The sequence below is a fragment of the Clostridium sp. AM33-3 genome, from assembly GCF_003480315.1.
Taxonomy (GTDB): Bacteria; Bacillota; Clostridia; order Lachnospirales; family Lachnospiraceae; genus Brotaphodocola.
Window position 1 is genome coordinate 122098 of record NZ_QUIV01000008.1, and the last position, 21647, is coordinate 143744.

Here is a 21647-nt window from a genome sequence, read left to right on the forward strand (position 1 = left end):
TTTTCTTGTTTTCATTTCACTTTTTCTCAACTACGGCTTTATTTTACACCTGTTGTATTCTGTATACAAGTTAAGTTAAAAAGCAAACAAGTATTTTTAAATTTCGTACAATGTGCAGATTCCCTATGCCGGGGATGCACGAAAAAATGGCTTAAATCCGTGGGATTCAAGCCATTTTATAAGGTTCTGATATAACGTGTGAGGTTGTTAATTAACGAACTTACTTTAAATACTTATCAAAGAATGCAATCTGCAATTCCTTCGTGGCATCCTGGAAAAACTCTCTCGTTCCATGACCTGCGCCCGGAATCACATAGTAATCCACCTTATCTTCCATACCGGCAGCCACAATCTTCTGATAAAGCGTCTCGCTGCTGATCTCTACCGGAACAAGTGGGTCATTATCGCCATGAAGGATCTGGATCGGGCACATATCCGGATTTACCATATTGACCGGACTTGCTTTCGCACCGCGTTCCTTCATCGTTGCCGGATCTCCTCCCAGCAGACATCCTCCATGGGTTTCCTCAACACTGTGCCAGCGTGCAGACGGATTTGAAAACTGCTTTTCTTCATTTTCCATCAACGCCTTGATATCAACCGGTCCGAACATATCGCAGCATGCCTGAACCTTAGAGGAATAGCTGCTCCATTCCTCACTGTCAAAACCATCCTGATTCATGGCAGCAGCTGCTGACAGATGTGCACCTGCCGAACGGCCAAAGATACCGATCTTCTCCGGATTGATCTCGAACTCCGCTGCATGAGCACGCAGAAAACGGATTGCCGTTTTCACATCGATCAGCTGATCCGGATAATGTCCCTGGGCACTGCTGCGGTAATAGATCGAAGCAACCACATATCCGGCATTTGCAAATTCTGTCATCTCTCCCAGCATCATATTCTTGTCTGTGCCTTTCCAGCCGCCGCCAGGTATCCAGACCAGTGCCGGCTTCGGACTGTGATCCTCCTTCGGATCATCCTCCCCCATCGCAGCACGCATCTCACTGTTTCCGTTCTGGAGCAGAACCGAAAGCTTCAGTTCCAGCGGATCACCGTTTAGATCTTTTACCGTGGAATACACTACATTATCGACAAGAGTCAGTGTTTTTTTCTTTGTTCCCGGATTAAATATTGTTTTCATGACTTTTATCTCCTTATTTCCCTCTCCTAACCGTAGATCGGGAAGAAAATATTAATTCCGATGATCAGTGCGATCAAGGTAAGAATCAGAAGCGGTAAGGTAAACTTAAGCGTCTTCAGCGGATTTTGATTACCGATACCAAATGCCATCATCGTGCCGGAGCAGCCGGTCGGCATTACAAATGCCAGCCATGCAGATACGCAGCAGCAAAGCACGACTGCTTTCACATTCATGCCGCCTGCAAGCGCGGTAGAAGCTGCGATCGGGCTCATCAGCGCCATAGTACCCATGTTGGACATAAAGTTGGTCATCAGTGCACATGCAACACAGAAGACAATACTTACAAACAGTCCGCTCGGATGACCACCCAGGATATTTAAAACCGTCTGGCCGATCAGTTCGCCGACACCGGTCTTGGAAAGTGCGGTCGAAACTACACTCATTCCTGCCACCATCCATACCATATCACAGGTAAGGGTCTTCATCACTTCCGGAATCTCCAGAACCTTAAACACGATCAGAACCAGAAGGCCTGCTGCCGGAATCACGTTGGTAATATCACTTCCAAGCTGCTTGGTAAACATAAAGCCCAGCATGATTGCTGCAAATACACCAAAAATAAAATATTCATCTTTTCTGGAGATCGGCGCTGCATCCTTAACATCTTTCACCTGGGACTTATCAATCGTTCCGTTCGGAATCAGCTTATAGAAGATCAGGCAATAAATGACGCCCACGATCAGCGGAAGGATTCAAGCCTTGCAGAAATCAGCAATTCCCAGATAATCCTCCGGACCAACAAGTCCCTGATAGTAAGAAGTGATCGTGCCTGGCATCGTAGCACCCATGCCGATCGGGAATTTGGAAGTTGCCAGACAGTTTACCGTTGCAACTAAAAACAGCAGTCTGGACGGGGAATACTCACTGTCATCATCAAAGGTCTGGATAAACAGAAGCATAACAGAAATACATGCGACCTGTCCCATCAGCTGAGATAAAAGGATTGTCATGCCACATAAACCAAGAATCAGCATAGCTCCGCTTTTTCCCTGAAGCTTGCCCATCACACCTCTGAGACGGTGGATCAGGCTTGTCTTGCCAAGGGCAGTCGCAACTACGATCATTGGTGCGATCATCAATGTGGTACTGCTGGAAAGGCCGGAAAAGGCCGTCTTTAAATCTAATACTCCGGTAAATACAAACAGGACACAGCAGATCATTCCTGTGACACCATATGGAAGCACATGGGTCAGGAGCATTACTACCATAAATACCAGGATACATAATGCCATTATCATCTGTACATTCATCTCAATTTCTCCCTCATTACATTTTTTGATAAAAAAGCCTGGACTTCCGGTACTGTTCATGATAATCGGCCTACCAGCACACACCTGAAGCTTTTCTATCTTTCTTGTTTATGGTGAAATTGTATCATTTTGCCATAGAATGTACAATCCATGTTTCGCTATATATACTATTACAAAAAACTATATATCATTGATATTCTTCAACAGATATATTATACTCATTCTATAGGATATCCATAAAAGGAGGATTCTCCGGTGCAGATCAAAAATATGTCTTACATCATAGCGCTAGCAGAAGCCGGCACCCTTTCCGCTGCCGGAAAACAACTTGGCATCTCTCAGCCAACTCTAAGTGTTTTTCTGTCCAATCTTGAACAGGAACTGGGCATCGACCTTTTCCTTCGCGATAAAAAAAAGCTGATCCCGACTCCGGCAGGACGGATTTATCTGGAAGCAGCCAGACGCATTCTTGCCACACAGGAGCAGACGCTTCAGTCCATCCGTCAGCTCACGACTGCTCCGCCCATAGAGATTCGTATCGGTGTCACCCCACTGCGAGGTTCTGAGGTGGCCTCCAAGATCTTCGCCCGTTTCTCTGCAAGGTACCCGAATATCCGTCTGCGGCTTCAGGAGGGCTACATGCAGGAACTGCGCAATATGGTACAAAATGGAATGGCTTCCTGCTCTCTCGGCACCTGCTTTGACACGGAATCGGCAGATTTTGACTATATCACCCTCTTTCGGGAAGAGGTCATTGTCGCTGTCCCGGCCTTCCATCCGCTGGCGCACCGCCCCAAAAACACCTCCATGGAATTCCCGCAGGTTTCACCAGAGGAGCTGTCCGACTCTCCCTTTATCCTTATGAGTCCGGGCAGTACCATCCGGACCATCTCGGACTATATATTCCATCAGGCCGGTTTTTCTCCTACCGTGGTATTTGAAAGCGGTAACAACCTTGTCATACGCAACATGGTCCGAAATGGCTCCGGCATTGGTTTTCAACCACGTTCTACCGCACTCATGGATGATCCGGATATCGCCTACCTCTCCCTTTCCCCGCGTTACTATCTAAATCTGTGCGTAGTGACAAAAAAAGGAACGGTATTATCAGAAAGTGAACGGTATTTTATCTACCTGATGATACAAAATGACTTTCATGTTCCCTACTATACTCCGGATTTTAACGAAGCCGCCCGAAATATCTGGGATGAATTTCACACAGAAGGAGGTTCCTTATGACCTTTCAGACACTGGATTATATCATTGCGATTGCCGAAGAAAAATCCATCTCAAAGGCTGCAGACCGTCTGCTCCTCTCTCAGCCTGCGCTGAGCCGACAGTTGAAACGGGTCGAAGAAAGCCTCGACACAAAGCTCTTTGCACGTGAACAAAACGAAATGCACCTGACTGATGCCGGAAAAATATATGTAAACGGTGCTCGCTCCATCCAGAACATTTATGAGCACGCACTGAATGATATCCGAAAGCTCTCCCAGTCCGGCAGACATCAGATCACCTTTATCTACAATAATATCCTGCTGCCGGATTTTTCCACAGAGATTCTGCCGGATTTCCGCAAGCTGCACCCGGATATTGTACTCAGCACCATCAACGGAAACGCATCTGCTGCAAAGGATTATCTCTCCAACGGCATGGCCGATCTTGCTGTCGTTGCGACTGGGGAAGCCGGTCACAGTATGCTGGAATTTCTTCCTCTGCGCGAAGAAGAGTTGATGCTTGCCATTCCGGAAAACCATTCGGTTATTCCTGATTTTGAACAACATGGTGCTGATTTATCCATGCTTTCCGGAGAATCCTTTATCCTGAACCAGCACAACAGCTTCTTTCACAGCCTTGAACAAAACATTCTGGCCGGGCTTTCTTTTCTGCCAGACATTCTGTGCGAGATCAGTGATATCAACGCATCCGGAAACATGGTTGCAAACGGAAAAGGCATTGCCTTTCTCCCGCGTTCTGCGGGTGGGCAGCTCCATGGCTGCAGGCTCTTTTCTCTCAAGCCACAGGTCACCTTTCAAATTGCCATTGCTTATCCCAAAAGCAATGCTTTAACAAGGCCGGTACGTGATCTGATCCTGCTGCTTTTAAAGCAGGCCGAGAGCCGGCAAACAGCATAAACCTGCTTATCTGTATAACGAAAAAGCGGGCCGTGTTTCCTTTCGGAAACACGGCCCGCTTTTTCGTATTTATTGCTTTACACGAACAATTTTCAATCTCAGAAATTACTGCTCAAGGCTATCAGCGATCTCTTTAATGGTGTTGTAGATCTGCTCATCGTTCTTAGCAGAATCCTCTGCGTTTAAGTAGTACGGCATCATATCTACGTTAGCAACACCCTCAGCTGCAGACGGATCTGCAAGAACTTTCTGAACAAGATCCTCATAGTAAGCGATCACATCATCAGAGGTATCTGCCGGGAAGTAGAAGGAGAAGTCGCAGTCCGGATATACCAGATCTACACCCTGCTCTTTCAGAGTCGGGATATCTTTGATGAGATCATATCTTTCCTCGGTCGGAGCGCCAATGCAGTTGAACTGTCCGGACTCAAGGTAATCCTTACAGTTGATGTATGCACCCGGCATTAAGTCTACCTGACCAGACAGCATAGCTGCGATCTTATCGGAGTTAGAACCTACGTCAACCAGATCCAGATCGATATCTGCTGCTTTCTCAAAAGCAAGCAGCTCATAGTAGGTGTAAGCACCAACCTCGGTACAAGCCTTTAACTGTCCCGGTGCTGCCTTAGCTGCCTCGATGAATGCGTTCAGATCTGCATATTTCTCAGCGCTTACATATAACTGCTGTGCCGGATCCTTTGCGAAGGTCGGGCCCAGTTTGAATGCGGTATAGTTGTAATCAGTAACGCCTGCGATGTTAGCAACGTTTACAAGGTTGTGGCCATACAGGAAGGTATGTCCGTCAGCAGCTGCTGCCAGAACCTGGTTTGCTGCTACAGAACCTGCTGCACCGCTTGCATTAACAACGATGAAATCATGACCGGTCAGCTCTTTTGCATACTGAGCAAATACACGAGCAGAAAGGTCAGTGTTTCCGCCTGCACCTGCCGGAACTACGATAGAAACAGTGGTGCTCGGCTCCCATGCAGAACCGCTCTCAGCTGCTGCCTCTGCCTTGGTCTCGCCGTCTGCTGCTGCCTCAGTCTTGTCTGCTGCCGGAGCTGCAGTGGTCTCTGCCGGCTTGCTGCCGCCACATGCTGCGAGGCTTAATACCATGGTGCCTGCCATTGCTGCTGCAAAAAGTTTTTTCTTCATAATAATACGTTCTCCTTCTTTCCGGGTGTTTGCCACCCTGTTTTTCCCTTATATATATCCCCGTCCGCTCCGGACGGGGCATATACCATATTAATATAGAGGTAAAAGATTGTAAAGTTCAGATCTCTTTATGCTGCCTGTTTTTTCGCTTTGTAAGCCTTTAACTCCTTGGTTACGGTCCATACCAGAACACCGATTGCGATAAAGAAGAATACATCGAAGATCGGTCTTGCAAAGAATGCACCAAAGGACTTGTACTGCATGATACCACGTCTTAAGTAGGTCTCCAGCATCTCACCGATCAGGAAGCACAGTACGAACGGAGTCGTCGGCAGGCTGAACTTGTGATAAATATAACCTACCAGACCAAAGATCAGGATGGACTGTACATCGAAGATACGGTTGTTGGTTGCGTATGCACCGACACAGCACAGAACCAGGATCAGCGGAAGCAGGATGTGCTTCGGCACCTTCAGTACCTGTACAAAGCCCTTGATACAGGTCCACTCAACCACCAGCATGATCAGGGTACATACGATACATGCAGCGAAGATTCCGTATACAACATCACCATTCTTAACGAACAGCAGCGGACCAGCAGACAGACCGTGGATCAGGAAACCACCTAACATCATAGCAGTAACACCATCACCCGGGATACCAAGTACCAGAAGCGGGATCATTGCACCACCGATGGTTGCGTTATTTGCAGACTCGGTTGCTACGATACCTTCCGGATTACCCTTACCAAACTCCTCCGGATGCTTGGACATATTCTTAGCAGTTACGTAAGACAGCATACCGGAAGTAGAACCACCGATACCCGGAAGGATACCGATACCGGTACCGATTAAGGAAGAACGAAGGAAGTTCGGCAGCCAGGAAATGAACTCCTGCATGGTAAAGCCAAAGCCCTTTACTTTTTTAATCGGAATGGTATCAAGCTTGCCGCCCTTCATGCTCTCTGCGGTACACAGGATATCTGCGATCGCGAAGATACCGATCAGGGTCGGAAGAGTATCAAATCCTGCCATCAGGCTGGCATTGCCGAAGGTGAAACGCGGAGTACCATCGATCGGAGCCATACCGATTAAGGTGAACATCAGGCCGAACAGACCAGCCAGAAGACCGCGGATCATGTTACCGGAGGAGAGGATTGCTACCATCGTCAGAGCGAAGAAGCAGATACCGAAGTTCTCAGCCGGAGTAAATTTCAGTGCAACATCTGCAAGCAGCGGTGCACAGAAGGTCAGGATGAGGAAAGAGAAAATGGAACCCATTGCGGAGAATACGATACCTACGCCAAGGGCTTTCATAGCCTCACCGTTTTTTGCCATCGGGTGTCCATCGAAGCAGGTTGCGATGGAAGATGCGGTACCAGGCATATTCAGCAGGATTGCGGAGATCAGACCACCGGAAATACCACCAATATAAACTGCTACCAAGGTGTTCATACCCAGGGAAGGGGTCATGCTGAAGGTCAACGGCAGCATCAGTGCTACTGCCATGGAAGCTGACAGTCCCGGGATGGAACCGAAAATAATACCAATTGCTACGCCAGCGATCATCAGAAGGATGGACGCCGGATTTAAAATACTTGCGAATGCACTACCTAAAAGTCCTAATGCCTGCATATTCTTACGTCCTCCTTATAAAGTAATGGTAAAGATACCAGCCGGCAGCACGATCTTGAATCCATAACGGAACAAGAAGAATACCACCATAGTGAAAATGATGTCGATCACTGCCAGAATGATAATGTGCTTTTTGTCACGCTCATCATCCGGAGACAGAACCAGCATCTGCAGAAGTAAAAATACCAGGGTAGAAATGATAAATCCTACCGGCTGCAGCGCAAATACATAGATCAGGACCAGAATGATACTGGAAATCACGCGCTTATAATCGCATTCCGGGATTTCCGCTCCCTCCAGTTCCTTTGCGTGCATCTTGAAGTTTTTAATGCTTAAAAATGTGAGGATTGCTGCCAGGATAAAGGTAACAACACCAATTACCATCGGCATGAAATCCGGTCCAATCTCCATAACCTTGGATTTCGGAAGCATCTGTGCCATTGCGATAAGGCATGCGGATAATACCATGAAAAACACACCTACAACAATGTCCCCATACTTTTTGAAGAACATACCCTTCATCTCCTTTTCTTTTTGTTTATAGCCTACCGCCAAACCCTTTCGGGATTGAGCCAAATTGGTGACTGGCACTGCCTGCATGAGACAGTGTCAGAAATTTCAATCCCGATTCGGGATTTTTTTACCGTACCAGTGCCGGTTTTTTGGAATCGAACTTCCAGTTCGGGATTAAATACTGCATAGCCATTGCGTCATCACGGTCGTGAGTCGGCAGGGAGTTATACAGCTTGTTTGCCTCCATGACGCGGTCCATATTGATGGTAACGCCAAGGCCCGACTTCTTCGGAACCTGCAGATATCCGTCTACGATCTGCGGAGTATCGTTCAAGAGGTTCTGACCATCCTGCCAGATCCAGTGAGTATCCAGCGCAGTCGGGTTGCCCGGTGCTGCTGCTGCTACATGAGCGAATGCAGTCAGAGTGATATCGAAGTGGTTGTTGGAGTGGCTGCCCCAGGTCAGGCCCCAGTCATTTAAGATCTGAGCCATACGGACGCTTCCTCCGAATCCCCAGAAGTGCGGATCTGCAAGCACGATGTCCACAGACTTCAGTGCTGCTGCATGATAGAACTGTCTCCAGTCGGTTGCGATCATGTTGGTAGCTACCGGCAGGTTTACCTTGTTCTTGAACTCAGCCATGATCTCACGGCTGCTGAATCCGGACTCCGGACCACACGGATCCTCGATGTATGTAAGAACGCCTTCCATCGGCTTGCACAGCTCAATGGCCTCTGCCAGGCTCCATGCGCCGTTCGGGTCAATGTTGATACGTCCGTTCGGGAATGCTTTTTTCAGTGCGCGGATTGCTTCCATCTCCTCAGAGCCCTTCAGCACGCCGCCTTTTAACTTGAAGTTGCGGAAGCCGTACTTCTCATGAAGAACCTGAGCCTGCTCCACGATACGCTCCGGTGTCAGCATTTCCTGACGACGAAGCTTGAACCACGGGTCAGAGCTGTCGCTCTCATCTAAGTAGTTCAACTCTTTTGCTTTGTTCTTGTCGCTGACATAGAACAGATAACCAAGAGTCTCAACCTGGTCTCTCTGCTTGCCGTCGCCTAACAGCTCGCACATCGGCAGGTCTAAGTACTGGCCAAGTAAGTCAAGCAGTGCACACTCAATCGCCCACTCTGCTTTTACTACGAATTTCAGCTTACTGATATCCAGGCTCTGGATACCCTCGCCATCATCCTCTTTTGCTCTCCTGGAAGCTTTGTGGATGCTGTCCAGAATAGAACGGTACTTGCCGACCTGCTGACCAACTACTAACGGAATGCAGCTCTTTAATGCTTCGCAGGTATAGTCGCCGCCGTGGATCTCACCGATACCGGTGTGGCCTGCACTGTCCTTTAAGATAACCAGATTTCTGGTAAAGTACGGTGCGTGGCAGCCGCTTAAGGTCATGAGCATGCTGTCATAGCCTGCTACCGGAATTACCTGCATCTCAGTTACTGTAGGGGTACCTTTGTTCATATTTTCCTCCTCTTGCCGGAGCTTAACATTTTTCTGTCATCCGTTTCTCTGTTTCATACAAATTTTTAACGCAGGATGTAAAAAAAAAAGCTCCCATGCAATTTTTCTTTGTTCATTGTTATACTCTAATGATAAAAGTTTCTGAGGAATCTGTCCAATATTTATAAATGATTGCTGTGATTATTTTTCCTAATAGTAGCTCTCAAAAAATCTTACTGAACGCGCAATTGAGATTGTATCTCAATTAATACGCTAAGTAAAATTAATAATTCTTTGAATGCCCTTACAAATATTAAGTTGTCAATCCAGGGACTCTGCTTTTGTCACGCACCGTCTGCCATCCTCTGTTGATGGCCTTATTGTTTTTATTATAAAAGAATTATTATGGGATTTCAATGGGATTTTCGCTGAAATATCAGAGAAATAAAAGAAAAAGCCCTGCGTTTGCAGAGCTTTTCATGACATGAAACATCAATTCCGTTCAACCGGTGTCACTACATTTCCTTTTTCATCAAACTGAAGGGGCTGCGGCTCATCTACCGCTTCCACTCCCGGGTACTTTCCGTTCTTTACATCTTCATAATAAGATTCGGAAAGCATGATCTCGCCGATGTGAAGGCTGTTTGGAATACGCACCATCCGCACGTGCTCGCGGTCGATCTTATTGCAGGTGCGGATGCAGATTTGCATAGCCTCCTTATCATTTGCGACAATACATGGAATGCGTGCCGATGCAAGCACCGTGCTGGTAATGCAGTTGGGGTACATTTTTTCTACATCCATCTCGTCAAAAATCTTGCGGGTGATGGCCGAGGCCAGACCACAGCCCAACGCGTTTCCGTGTGATTCCTCACTTAAGTTTAAGAAACAGGTTCGCTGTACCTTGATTCCTCCCGTCGCATACGGGGTAGAGAAGGTTCCCGTGATATTCGGATCCACGCCGGTGCCGCTATAGTTCTTGCCGACCTCATCCACGACCAGTACATCGGTTTCATTCACCAGAAGCTTTGGCATGTTGCCAAACGCGAATTTCAAAAGCTCCGGCTCCCTTGTCAGAATATCCTTTGCCAGGATTGCTTCAATCCTACAAGTTTCATCGTAAGCATTTTCAATACACGGAATCGCAAACAGGATTTTCGCTTTCTCCAGAACTACCTTCGCCATAGTCGGAATATTTTTCGCAATCACATCCATGCCGTCAGAATGTACCAGGGACGCGCCCTTCTGTTTGCCAAGTCCTACCGTCATCATCTTGCAGGGGCCGCTCTCGTAAGGTCCGCGGAACGCGTTGTGTGGTTTTAAACGGCAGGAAAGAATAATACCATCTGCCTCATAGGCATTCTTATCGAGATATACCGTCTTGCCACGCTCGGAAACGCCAAGCTCCACCACCTCCATGGAAGATTTGATCGGGCATCCCATGCTTTCCGGAGTAATGTTATAGCCCGCCAGAATCTCAAGCTGTCCCTCCGCGGTTGCGCCACCGTGGCTGCCCATGGCCGGTACGATAAACGGATACGCGCCTCTGGATTTCACAAAATCCACCACAGCTTTTGTGATGATATCCACATTGCGGATACCGCGACTGCCAGCCGTAATGGCAATCTCCATGCCCGGTTTGATGAGGGATGCAAACTGCTCCTGTCCCATCTGCTCATTCACCACAGCCGGAATATCCTCCGGTCTAATAACATCACGTGGGAAGGTCTGCCTTGCGTGAAACATGTTCGGGATCGGAATATCCCGCAATAACTCTGAAACCTTGCCGCCTTCTACGATATTCATAAATGCCTCCTGATTTTCTACTTTTATGTCTTACACTCAATATATGGTAAGGGAACGGTGACTCTTTTGAGTTCCGTTCCCTACATTGTAGCATGTTTCCAAGCATCACACAGTAAACAGCCTGCGTTTTTATCATGCAGTTTTCTTCTGCAAATATCCCTTTACCTGTTTATAACCAGTCCAGATTACCATTGCAATTGCGGCCAGCATAAATACTGCTGCAATCGGGGATTTGAAAAATGCAAAGAAGTTATTGTCTGTATACATTAAACCACGAATCAGATTCTCTTCCACTACCGTTCCCAGTACAAAGCCAAGGATCATCGGTGCCTGCGGGAATTTATGACGCATCATGAAATAACCGATCACGCCAAACAGTAAGGAAGTCCATACATCAAACATATTATGGTTTGTTCCGTAAGTACCAACAATACACAGAATCAGCACTGCCGGGAGCAGAATGTATTTCGGTACTGCAAGTACCTTTACAAATAAACGGATACCGCCAAACTCTACGACTAACATTACAATCGTTGCAATCAGGAATGCTGCAAAGATTCCATATACCAGAGTCCCACTGTTTTTAAACAGAAGCGGTCCCGGTGCGATTCCGTGGAGGGTTAAGCCTCCAAGAATCATTGCTGTAACAGTATCTCCCGGAATACCAAGAGTAAGAAGCGGAATCAGCGCACCACCGATGGATGAGTTGTTTGATGTCTCGGTTGCAATGACTCCATCAATGATACCGGTACCGAATTTCTCCGGATATTTACTCTGCTGTTTTGCAACGCTGTATGCAACAATGTTAGAAGTTGCTCCGCCGATACCAGGGAGAATACCAATACCGATACCAATCAACGCAGAACGGATAAAGTTTACAAACTGCTCTTTAAATTCTTTTAAGGTAATTCCAAAACCTTTTACCTTGCAATTCATAACCGTTGCCTTATTGGCAGAAATACCATCAGCTCCAACTTTTAAGATCTCAGCTACCGCAAACAGACCAATCATAACCGGAAGCTGCTGGAAACCATTTTCCAGGCTCTGAATACCAAAGGTGAAACGCTCTGCTCCACCGATGGAAGCAATACCAAACAGTGAAAACGTCACTCCGGCAATACCACTCATCAATCCCTTTAAGAGGTTATCGCCTACCATTGCACCAATCATGGTCAATGCAAACAGACAGATTGCAAAGTACTCATACGGTCCAAATTTTAATGCAATCTTTGCCAAAGACGGAGCAATGAAAATCAATGCTACAATGGATAATACTGTTCCAAGAAATGAATATAAAATTCCAACGCCAAGAGCTTTGCCACCTTCACCACGTTCCGCCATAGGTCCACCATCAAACGTAGTAGCTACAGATGAAGGAGTTCCCGGAATCTTTAACAGAATCGCAGAGATCAGACCACCGGAAGTTCCTCCTACATACAATGCCACCAGCATGGAAATACCATCCAACGGAGACATGGAAAATGTCAGCGGCAGGCAAAGTGCTACACCCATGGTAGAAGTCAGTCCCGGAATGGAACCAAAGATAATTCCAACTACAACACCAATCAAAATCACCATGAAGCAGTGGAAGTTTAATACGGAAAGCAATCCTTCAACAGCCATGTATGTTCCTCCTTATAAAATACCAGTCGGTAAAATCAGTGAAAATACGTTTACAAACAACAGATTTACCGCAATTGGCAGAGCCACCGATACGATCGCAAAAATAATATAATTTTTCTTGCTGCGCAATTCAGCTGGTACAAACAGCATCATCTGGATAAACATATATACGATCGAAGTAATTACAAAGCCGATTGGTTTCAGTAACAATACATAAGCAAACAGCAGTAATAATGTGATCACAAATCCTTTCACGCTTACCGAAGCTTCTCCTTTTCCGGTATCCGGTGCACGCAATCCAAAAACAAACAGTAAAATCGCAATGATCAACCAGATCGTACTGCAAAGCTTCGGCATAAAATCTCCGCCCTGCCCCATGGCTGCACCGACCTCAATTTTCTGTGCAGCCAGCCATAAAGCAGCTCCTGTAAGTACCAGCACCAAATTTACCAGGGTTTCTGATAATTTTTTTCCACTCATACGTTACGCCTCTCTCTACTTTATTTTGCAGAAAAATCAATCTTCTGAAGCAGCTCATCAATATCGCTGTATGTAGCAAGTCCCTCGTCGCCCGGCATGAAGGTCGGCTGCTGATAGTAGGAAGCATAAATTTTCTCCTGATACTCACTGTCATTCTCAATGATATCGCCAAGTGCTGCATTAAACTCATCTACCAGTGCAGCGTCCGTTCCCTGCGGGAATGCAAAGAAATAGTAGAACGGAAGCTCAATATCATAGCCCTGATTCTTCATTGCTTTGATATCAATATTTTCATCTGGAACAGTCAGATCACTGTTTCCATCCATTGCAAGCGGAACCAGAGTTCCCTCTGCAACATAATCCTTAATAGAACCATATGCTGCAAGAATCACATCTACATGCCCACCAAGTACGGCAGCCAGACGGTCTGCTGCAGAACCGGCATCTACAATGTTAAGGTCAAATCCGGCATTTTTCATCTGAAGTGCCACTGCATAGGAAGTTGCTCCAGTCTGCGCTGCCATCTTCAGCTCACCCGGATGCTCTTTGGAGTAGTTATAAAGTTCTTCCAGACTATTGATTCCAAGAGAAGCATTTACTGTAACAACATTACCAACATTCTGTCCTGCAATTGCAGCAAACTGATATGCATCAAAGCCATAATCGGTTGCGCCACACGCTTTATTTACTAAGAATGCTGTATGATAGAATAAAACAGAACTGCCATCATTTGCCGCATCTTTTACCTGTCTGGTTCCAGTTGCGCCACCATTACCATTTACATTAGAAACAACGAAGTTTGCCGGCAGTTTTTCAGATAACTTCTGAGCAAGAAGACGTGCATTGAAATCTGTATCTCCACCAGCACTTGCAGGAACAACAATCTCCACATTTTTCGGCCATTCTACTGTGGATGATGCTGCGCTATCACCGCTCTTTTCATCAGCTGCCTTCTCAGTTGCTGCCGGAGCTGCACTATCACTCTTTCCTGCAGAACAGCCAGCCACAGAAAATGCCATAACTGCTGCCATCATTACTGCCAAACCCTTCTTAAACATAACCTTTTCCCTCTCTTTCTTTCCATGAACGCTTAAAAGTATCTTGTATGGTTATCATAGCAACTTGTTATGAGGAAGTAAATTTAAACTTTTTTCGTTTTTATTTAGTTTTTCTAAACAAAAAAAATCATTGTTTCTTGAGCATCATTGCTATATACTAAAAACGAATATCATTCAAATGCCTGCATTATGCTTGTATTATTGAAGGAGATTTTATCTTATGAATCTGAAAGAAATTGAGTATGTTGTCACGATCGCTGAGGAACAGAAACTGGCTCGAGCCGCCGAAAAACTGTTTGTCACGCCCTCTGCACTCACACAACAGCTAAATAATATTGAACGTGAAATCGGGACCCCACTCTTTTACCGTTCCCGCAACGGATGGGTTCCAACAGATGCAGGCTTAATTTATCTTAAGTCTGCAAAAGAAATTTTACAAATACGACACGAAACCGATAAAAAATTACAGGATTTAGTCGATTCTCATCAAGGGACACTGACCATCGGAATCACTTCTGAACATGGCAGTTCCATGTTCACTCATATTTATCCACTGTTTCATCAACTTTACCCAGAAGTAACCATCAACATCTACGAAAATAACGTTCGCGGACAACAGCAAATGATTGCTTCCGGCGAACTGGATCTTGGCATTTTGACCTTATCAGAGCAACAGCGCACCGAAGATGTTTACATACCACTTGCCAAAGAAGAAATTCTTCTTGCGATTCCAAATATTCACCCCGCCTGTCAGCTTGCCCGCTCAACAAGCTGCAGTGCATATCCAGAACTTGACCTTGTTCATGTTCAATATGAGCCATTTGCTATGATGTATAAACAATCTACGATGTATGAAATGATTCGTAAATGTTTTCAGGAATGCCAGTTTTATCCGGACACTCTTTTTTATAATCAGCGTTCCGGCACCGCCCTTGAGATGGTATCGGCAGGAATCTGCTGCAGTGTTGTTCCCAGTTTCTTTGCTGCAGGTGCTTATCGCTATCCATTTGAGAATGTATCCTTCTTCTCATTTCCTTCCCATCCAACCTGGGACATCGCAGCAAGTTACAAAAAAGGCAGTTATCTCACCGATGCCGCCCAGTACTTCATCAAATTGGCCAAAGAATACTGGGGTCGATTATCGTTGTAACGGCTTCTGTCGTTGTGGATAATTTACTTTAGCTTGCATTTTGGGTATAATGAGAAAATACAGGTAATAAGAAACACATGGACTTATATCCGATCAGAAAATTATGGGAGGTACCCTTTTGGACGTTAAATATTTAAACTACATTCTGGCGATTGCAAACCGGCACAACATGACAAAAGCAGCAGAAGACTTGTTTGTCTCTCAGTCCTCCCTGAGCCAGTATCTTTCCAGACTGGAGCAGGAACTCGGCACACCTCTTTTTATCCGGTCCAAAGGTGAGTTGAGTCTGACGTCTGCCGGTGTGCTGTATGTAGAAGCTGCCCAGAAGGTTGTAAAGATCCAGAAGGATCTGTATCAGAACATTGCAGCACTGAGCCAGAAAGGTCGTATCCGTGTCGGAGTCACCTCGAACTGGGGACTTCGCATGCTGACCGAGATCATCCCGTTATTCCGGGAACAGTATCCGGGAATCACCATTGAAATTACAGAAACAAGCCTGCCGGCCTTCAAAAAGGCACTGACTGAAGACACTCTGGATGTTGGCCTGGCCTCTGACGTAAGCACTGATCCCTACGGTAGCCTTGTGCAGGTACTTCGCGAGGAAGAAATATTCCTTGCCATATCCATGTTTCACCCATATGCGCTGACGCATCCGTCCGGAACTCCGATCACCGCAGAGGAAGTAAAAGCAAACTTTGCAGGCGACAGCCTTTTATTATCCAAAAAGGGGGCCTCCCTGCGCATGATTGGCGACCAGTTCTTCGACTCCTGCGGCTTTGAGCCTGTTGCCGTGTGTGAGACCAACAACATTTCCGCCACACGCAGTATGGTAGCCCAGAATGCCGGTGTCGCATTTATATCCGAGTCCTGCTCTGTCAACCGCAACCACATCGCCTACTACCCGCTCTCCCCGGCCATGAAGCGCTTAAATCTCGTGGTACGCCAGAAGGACTGGGTGCTCAACGAGCCGGAACAATCCTTTATGGATCATATCTTAAATTATTTCAAACAGAATACCGAACACCCTTATCTGGCGGAGAAATATTCTATTTCTTTCTGACAGTAAAAGGAGCCGCAAAAGCGGCTCCTTTTTCACATTTTCTTTATGATCAAAATCCGGTCAGATCTGGGTCAGCAGAGCTCCCTGCTCGTCAAATTCCAGTTCCTGCGGCTCATCCAGTGCAGTAACCCCCGGATATCTTCCGTTTTTCACATCCTCATAATATGCCTCCGAAAGCATGATCTCGCCGATGTGAAGCGTATTCTTGATCCGGACGATCCGGGCATGCTCCCGGTCAATCTGATTTGCCGTACGGATGCAGGCCTGAATGGCTTCTTTATCATCATAAACAACCGGCGGCATCATGCCGGAGCGTAAAACTGTGCTGGTAAAGCAATTCGTATAGATTACATCCAGATCGAGTTTATCAAAAACCCGCTTTGTAATCACATCTGCCAGTCCCATTCCATTTGCATTTCCGTGAGAACTGTCCCGCAGGTCCAGAAAGCAGGTCCGTTTCACCTGCAGCCCGCCTTTTCCGAATTCTGTGGACCAGGTACCGGAAATGTTCGGGTCCACGCCGGTTCCGCTGAAATTTTTCCCGATCTCATTTACAACCAGAACATCTGCTTCCTTCACCAGGATACTCGGCATATTGGAAAATGCGATTTTCAGAAGCTCAGGCTCCCGCTCAAAGATTTTTTCCGTTGGGATCGCCTCAATCAGTGCAGTCTCATCGTAAGCATTCTCGACACAGGGAATCGCAAATAAAATATTGGAATTTTCCACTACCACCTTCGCATTTGCAGGAAGATTCCTCGCCATATTTCCGAGTCCGTCACTGTGGACGCTTTCTGCGCCCTTCTGCTTTCCAAGTCCGACTACCATCATCTTGCAGACACCGCTCTCATAGGGACCACGGAAAGCATTATGGGGCTTGATCCGGCAGGAAACAATGATTCCGTCAGCCTCATGCGCATTTTTATCCTGATAAACCGGTTTTCCATACTCAGAATATCCCAGGAGCACCGTTTCCATGGAAGATCTGATCGGGCATCCCATGGACTCTTCTGTAATTCCGTAACCGGCAAGAAGCTCTTTCTGGCTCTCTGCCTTTGCACCTCCATGGCTTCCCATGGCCGGAACGATAAACGGATATGCTCCCTTTTTTTTCACATAATCAACGATCGCGCGGGTAATCACATTTACATTGGCAATGCCCCGGCTTCCAGCCGTGATCGCGATCTTCATTCCCGGCTGGATCCTAGAGCTGATTTCCGGTCTGGAAAGCTGTTCTCTCACAACTTCAGGAATCTGCTCCGGCTCAATCCGGTCTTTCTTAAAGTTCTGCTCCGCCCGGAACATTTTGGGGATTGGAATATCCTTCAACAGATTTGAGATACTTCCGCCTTTTACTGGTCCCATATGATATTGCCTCCCTGTATTCATCATTATTTCATCTAACTCTCTCTATTTACTATATCAGCGCCCATGTGACATACTTCCACCACTTAGCTAGCGCTTGAAGTGGGGGCTTCTCGTTCGATTGCCCGATAGGGCAAAGCATAAGCGAGCTATCCCCGTGTGTCCCACGGTTTTATTAGACATTATGATAGTATGGAATTTCTTCCGCAAGGATCAGGAGATTTTCTTTTCTGTATCAAGTATCATTCCAGATATTCGAATACCTTCCCTGCATATATTGATTGCTGCGTTTTGATCCCGGTCCATTCGATTTCCGCACGCACACTCATAAATGCGATCACTCAATTGCAAATCCTCTTTTATGTTTCCACAGCAGCTGCAGGTTTTGGAGCTGGGATACCAGCGGTCAATACGGACCAGTTTCTTCCCGGCGCGTTCCATTTTATATGCCAGAAAATCCGTGAACATTCCCCAGCCATTGTCATGAACACGCTTTCCAAAACACATATCCTGGCTCATTTCTTTCATATTCAGATCTTCCATGCACACGATATCATAGGAATTGGCTATCTTCCTCGACTCCTTATGCAAAAAATCCTTTCGCTGATGTGCGATATGGGTATGGATCCGTGTCACTTTCTTCTTTTGCTTTTTATAACAGTTACTCCCCTGTTCGCAGTGGCTCAGTTTACGCTGCTCCCTTGCCAGCTTCTTCTGGGCTTTTGAGAAAAAATGAGGATATGCCGCACGATTTCCATTGGAATCCGCATATAACTCTTTCATGGAAAAATCAAGACCAATCGCGGATTCTGCTTTCCTGATTTCGTTCATCGGTTCCTCGCAGGAATATAACAAAGCAACATAGTATCGTTCATCTGCTTCCTGAGTGATGGTTGCACCTTTCAACTGGTAACCTTCCTCAATCTTCCGATGCTGTCTGATGCGGACCCAGCCAGCTTTTGGAAGTTTTAACCTTCCATTTTGTAAGGCGATGTTTCCATTCACACAATTGGTTGTATAACTTCTCACAGGTTTCTTTTTTGATTTGAATTTCGGAAAACCAACTGAGTCATCACGAAAGAAATTTTTATATGCAGTCTGCAAATGCAGCTGCGCATTGCACAGTGCCAGACTGTCTACCTCCTTCAACCACGGAAACTCGGATTTATATCTAGCCGGTGTCACGCTTAAGTTCTTTCCCGTTTTCTCATAGTAAGCTTTTTTCTCCGCAAGCATCCGGTTATAAACAAAACGAACACAACCAAATGTCTTTGCAAATAATTCCCTTTGTGGTTTATTCGGATAAATCCGAAAACGGTACACGGTGTTCATTTTACTCTCTCCCTGTGTTTCAATGTACTGACGGATGACCTCAATCGGGGCACCTCCGGCACTCAACAGACAAAAACTCTGGCTCCAGAACATTTCCTTCCATAGCTTTTGCCGGACTTCCTGGTACTCCTTTTTAATCAGGCGGCTGCTTGCGCTTTTATACGCATTGATAAACTTACTCAGTTCCGATTTTGAGAATAAAATGGTAATATAATAAAAATACCGAATGTGCATTACTATCCAATTTTCTCATAGAAATCAGCCTTTCTCATTATTTCGACTGATTATATTTTATCATATATTGCTCTATATGTCTATATTCTTATCGAATGTTTGTTCTTTTTCTGCCAGCACAGATATGTGCACTATCGAATCATGCCAGTTATTGCATATCAGGAATCAAAAGCAGGCAATTCATCCTACCAACTGAAGAGGATGGGGGAATTCTTGCAGTGTTACGTTAAAAGGAATCGAATATATCGTTACTCTTGCAGAACTTATTTTTTCTACGGTAATTCTTCCGTTGTCATCGCAACCCTGCATCGTTTTCGGTTGCACGCAATTCCATATTTCAAGATTCTGTGGATGCCGTCCTGCCGGAGCGCTTCTTCATACTGCTTATCGATAATTTGCCGCAAAGCCCTCTGACATTCTTTTACTTCACATCCCTGTTCCGCATATTTCACTTCGAGCACAATTCCGAGATCGGCATCATCAATCCGAATGGAAATATCACTGAAACCATTTCCCGATTCCTGATTGGAACGAACAGACCAACCTCCTTTAAAACTCAAAATCCCCAACAGAATTCCGTGATAAAAATTTTCCTTTGCCGGTTTCTGCACAAATGTATCGCGGATACTGATTGTCTTTTTCAGATATTCCGTCAGAATTGCTTCTACTTTTTTCGGATTTCCGAAGAATAATGCATCGCAGAAATCGTTTACCATACTGCCATCCTGCCCTACATTTTCCCGAAACAGTTCCAGAACCTGATGAGTCATGATATCGCGTATTTCCCGATTCGGAATCGCCAGATTATAGCGGTTTCCATCCGCCTTTCCCCTCTGTGTCAGATATCCGGTCATAAACAACGTACTCCACAGATTATCCATGGAAGCATACAGATCCTGATATGTCAATTCCTGATTAATCTCTTTCTGTACCGTATCTCCACTGATCAGACTCTCCAGTTCCGACTTCGTAAGCTTCCTTTCCTTTCCCATTTCTTCTACAAAATGGCGTAAAATCATATTTCCGCTGGTATTGATCCAATAATTCTGAGGAGGCAGATCCGGCTCCAGGCGATGATCGCTGCAGTAATTGATCACATCCCAGGGACAATAAACTTCTGTATTTCCAAACTGATATCCATCATACCATAACTTTACTGTTTCATAATGCTCATCCAGCTCGTAATAATGGAGCATCTTTTTTACTTCGTCATCCGTAAAACCAAAAAATTCATCAAATGCCGGATTGGTAAACGGATAGACTTTAAAATTGTTCAGTCCGGTAAAGATGCTCTCCTTTGCAATGCGCAGACAGCCGGTGAGAACTGCAAATTTCAGACTGCTGTTCGTTTTTAACGCATTTCCAAGCAATCCACGAATCAAAGCCACCATTTTGTCATAATAGCCGTTCTGAAACGCCTTATCGAGCGGCACATCATATTCATCAATCAGAAGAATGACCTGTTTTCCATAATGCTTTTCCAAAAGAATAGATAAGGTCTTTAAACTTGCAATCAGCAAATCTGCAGACATTGCATACATGGATTCGCCCCTCTGCCCAACCTGCGTCAGTTTTTCATAAATCTGTTTCTCATTGTCTGTCAAACGTATACTCTGCTTCAAAAAAGGAAAACGCATGGCCTCATTTCCAATAATAATCTTCAATGCCGCACATGCTTCCTCGAAAGAGTTTCCATCCACACCCTTTAAGCTGACAGAAATGACTGGATATTGCCCCATATACTGTTCACACAGTTCTGATTCCTGCATAATGTCCAGATCATCAAATAACGATTTCTCACACCCCAGTTCAAAAAAGCTCTGCAGCATGTCCATATTCAGTGATTTTCCAAACCGTCGTGGCCGCGGAAAAAGGCTCACCATACTTCCAAGTTCCAGAAGCTGCGCAATCAAACCGGTTTTATCGACATAATAATAGTTTTCCCGGCGGATCCGTTTAAAGTTTTCCATTCCAACCGGAAGTCTCTTTTTTCTTGTCATAGCTTCGCTTCCTTTCCCCGCTAATCTTTGTTCCGAATTCTAATACTTTCATTATACCATCAGGAAAAACATCCCACAAGCACCGAAAGGGCTTGAATCCTACGGATTTAAGCCCTTTTTTTAATGCCCCCTTCTCATCTGATGAAAAGAATTTATTCTATCTTCACAAATGCCTTTCGCTCTTTCTAAAACATA

At 45.7% G+C, this 21647-nt stretch carries 16 protein-coding genes and 2 pseudogenes; 4 read left to right on the forward strand and 14 right to left on the reverse strand.

Translation table 11 applies throughout. The annotated features are described in order from the left end of the window. Positions 1 to 220 precede the first annotated feature (220 nt). Both DW819_RS06810 and DW819_RS16120 read right to left on the reverse strand, forming a co-directional pair. On the reverse strand, positions 221 to 1144 hold the full coding sequence (locus DW819_RS06810; protein ID WP_118732645.1) for an alpha/beta hydrolase: 924 nt from the start codon (positions 1142 to 1144) through the stop codon (positions 221 to 223). A gap of 26 nt (positions 1145 to 1170) precedes the next feature. Continuing rightward, positions 1171 to 2514 (reverse strand): annotated as a pseudogene (locus DW819_RS16120) (SLC13 family permease). Positions 2515 to 2709: 195 nt separating this feature from the next. Between DW819_RS16120 and DW819_RS06825 the strand changes: the two are divergent. Next, positions 2710 to 3693, forward strand: a complete 984-nt coding sequence (locus DW819_RS06825; RefSeq protein WP_118732648.1) for a LysR family transcriptional regulator — start codon at positions 2710 to 2712, stop codon at positions 3691 to 3693. Beyond that, a complete protein-coding gene (locus DW819_RS06830; RefSeq protein WP_118732649.1) occupies positions 3690 to 4589 on the forward strand; it encodes a LysR family transcriptional regulator in 900 nt (299 codons plus the stop codon). The genes DW819_RS06825 and DW819_RS06830 overlap by 4 nt, the downstream gene beginning before the upstream one ends. A gap of 105 nt (positions 4590 to 4694) precedes the next feature. On the opposite strand, the gene DW819_RS06835 is transcribed toward DW819_RS06830, so the two are convergent. From DW819_RS06835 to DW819_RS06870, 8 genes are all read right to left on the reverse strand, one after another. Then, a complete protein-coding gene (locus DW819_RS06835) occupies positions 4695 to 5744 on the reverse strand; it encodes a tripartite tricarboxylate transporter substrate-binding protein (RefSeq protein ID WP_243025663.1) in 1050 nt (349 codons plus the stop codon). A 128-nt stretch (positions 5745 to 5872) separates the two neighbouring features. Continuing rightward, positions 5873 to 7378, reverse strand: coding sequence for a tripartite tricarboxylate transporter permease (locus tag DW819_RS06840; RefSeq protein ID WP_118531636.1), 1506 nt, complete (start codon positions 7376 to 7378; stop codon positions 5873 to 5875). A gap of 15 nt (positions 7379 to 7393) precedes the next feature. Continuing rightward, positions 7394 to 7891 carry a tripartite tricarboxylate transporter TctB family protein gene (locus tag DW819_RS06845; protein WP_118732650.1) on the reverse strand — a complete coding sequence of 166 codons (498 nt, stop codon included), beginning with the start codon at positions 7889 to 7891 and terminating at the stop codon, positions 7394 to 7396. A gap of 127 nt (positions 7892 to 8018) precedes the next feature. Further along, positions 8019 to 9365, reverse strand: coding sequence for an enolase C-terminal domain-like protein (locus DW819_RS06850; RefSeq protein WP_118732651.1), 1347 nt, complete (start codon positions 9363 to 9365; stop codon positions 8019 to 8021). Positions 9366 to 9836: 471 nt separating this feature from the next. Next, a complete protein-coding gene (locus tag DW819_RS06855; protein ID WP_118732652.1) occupies positions 9837 to 11150 on the reverse strand; it encodes a lactate racemase domain-containing protein in 1314 nt (437 codons plus the stop codon). A 132-nt stretch (positions 11151 to 11282) separates the two neighbouring features. Continuing rightward, the gene (locus tag DW819_RS06860) at positions 11283 to 12773 is read right to left on the reverse strand and encodes a tripartite tricarboxylate transporter permease (protein WP_118732653.1); all 1491 of its coding nucleotides are present in this window, start codon (positions 12771 to 12773) and stop codon (positions 11283 to 11285) included. Between the two features lie 12 nt (positions 12774 to 12785). Beyond that, positions 12786 to 13253: a tripartite tricarboxylate transporter TctB family protein gene (locus DW819_RS06865; protein ID WP_118732654.1), complete on the reverse strand. Its 468-nt coding sequence runs from the start codon at positions 13251 to 13253 to the stop codon at positions 12786 to 12788. 20 nt (positions 13254 to 13273) lie between these two features. Next, positions 13274 to 14311, reverse strand: coding sequence for a tripartite tricarboxylate transporter substrate binding protein (locus DW819_RS06870; RefSeq protein WP_118732655.1), 1038 nt, complete (start codon positions 14309 to 14311; stop codon positions 13274 to 13276). Positions 14312 to 14531: 220 nt separating this feature from the next. Between DW819_RS06870 and DW819_RS06875 the strand changes: the two genes are divergently transcribed. After that, positions 14532 to 15461 carry a LysR family transcriptional regulator gene (locus DW819_RS06875; protein ID WP_118732656.1) on the forward strand — a complete coding sequence of 310 codons (930 nt, stop codon included), beginning with the start codon at positions 14532 to 14534 and terminating at the stop codon, positions 15459 to 15461. 118 nt (positions 15462 to 15579) lie between these two features. After that, a complete protein-coding gene (locus tag DW819_RS06880) occupies positions 15580 to 16521 on the forward strand; it encodes a LysR family transcriptional regulator (RefSeq protein ID WP_118732657.1) in 942 nt (313 codons plus the stop codon). A gap of 60 nt (positions 16522 to 16581) precedes the next feature. Here the strand turns inward: DW819_RS06880 and DW819_RS06885 are convergent, their stop codons facing one another. The 4 genes and pseudogenes from DW819_RS06885 to DW819_RS06900 all read right to left on the reverse strand — a co-directional run bounded on the left by DW819_RS06885 (position 16582) and on the right by DW819_RS06900 (position 21452). Then, entirely contained in the window at positions 16582 to 17886 is a 1305-nt protein-coding gene (locus tag DW819_RS06885; RefSeq protein ID WP_118732658.1) for a lactate racemase domain-containing protein, read from the reverse strand. 213 nt (positions 17887 to 18099) lie between these two features. Then, positions 18100 to 19218, reverse strand: a complete 1119-nt coding sequence (locus tag DW819_RS06890; protein WP_118732673.1) for an RNA-guided endonuclease TnpB family protein — start codon at positions 19216 to 19218, stop codon at positions 18100 to 18102. A gap of 9 nt (positions 19219 to 19227) precedes the next feature. Next, positions 19228 to 19471 (reverse strand): annotated as a pseudogene (gene tnpA / locus DW819_RS06895) (IS200/IS605 family transposase); the annotation flags it as partial. Between the two features lie 253 nt (positions 19472 to 19724). Then, positions 19725 to 21452 (reverse strand): AAA family ATPase, encoded by a 1728-nt coding sequence (locus DW819_RS06900; protein WP_118732659.1) that lies wholly within the window; start codon positions 21450 to 21452, stop codon positions 19725 to 19727. Between the last annotated feature and the right edge of the window lie 195 nt (positions 21453 to 21647).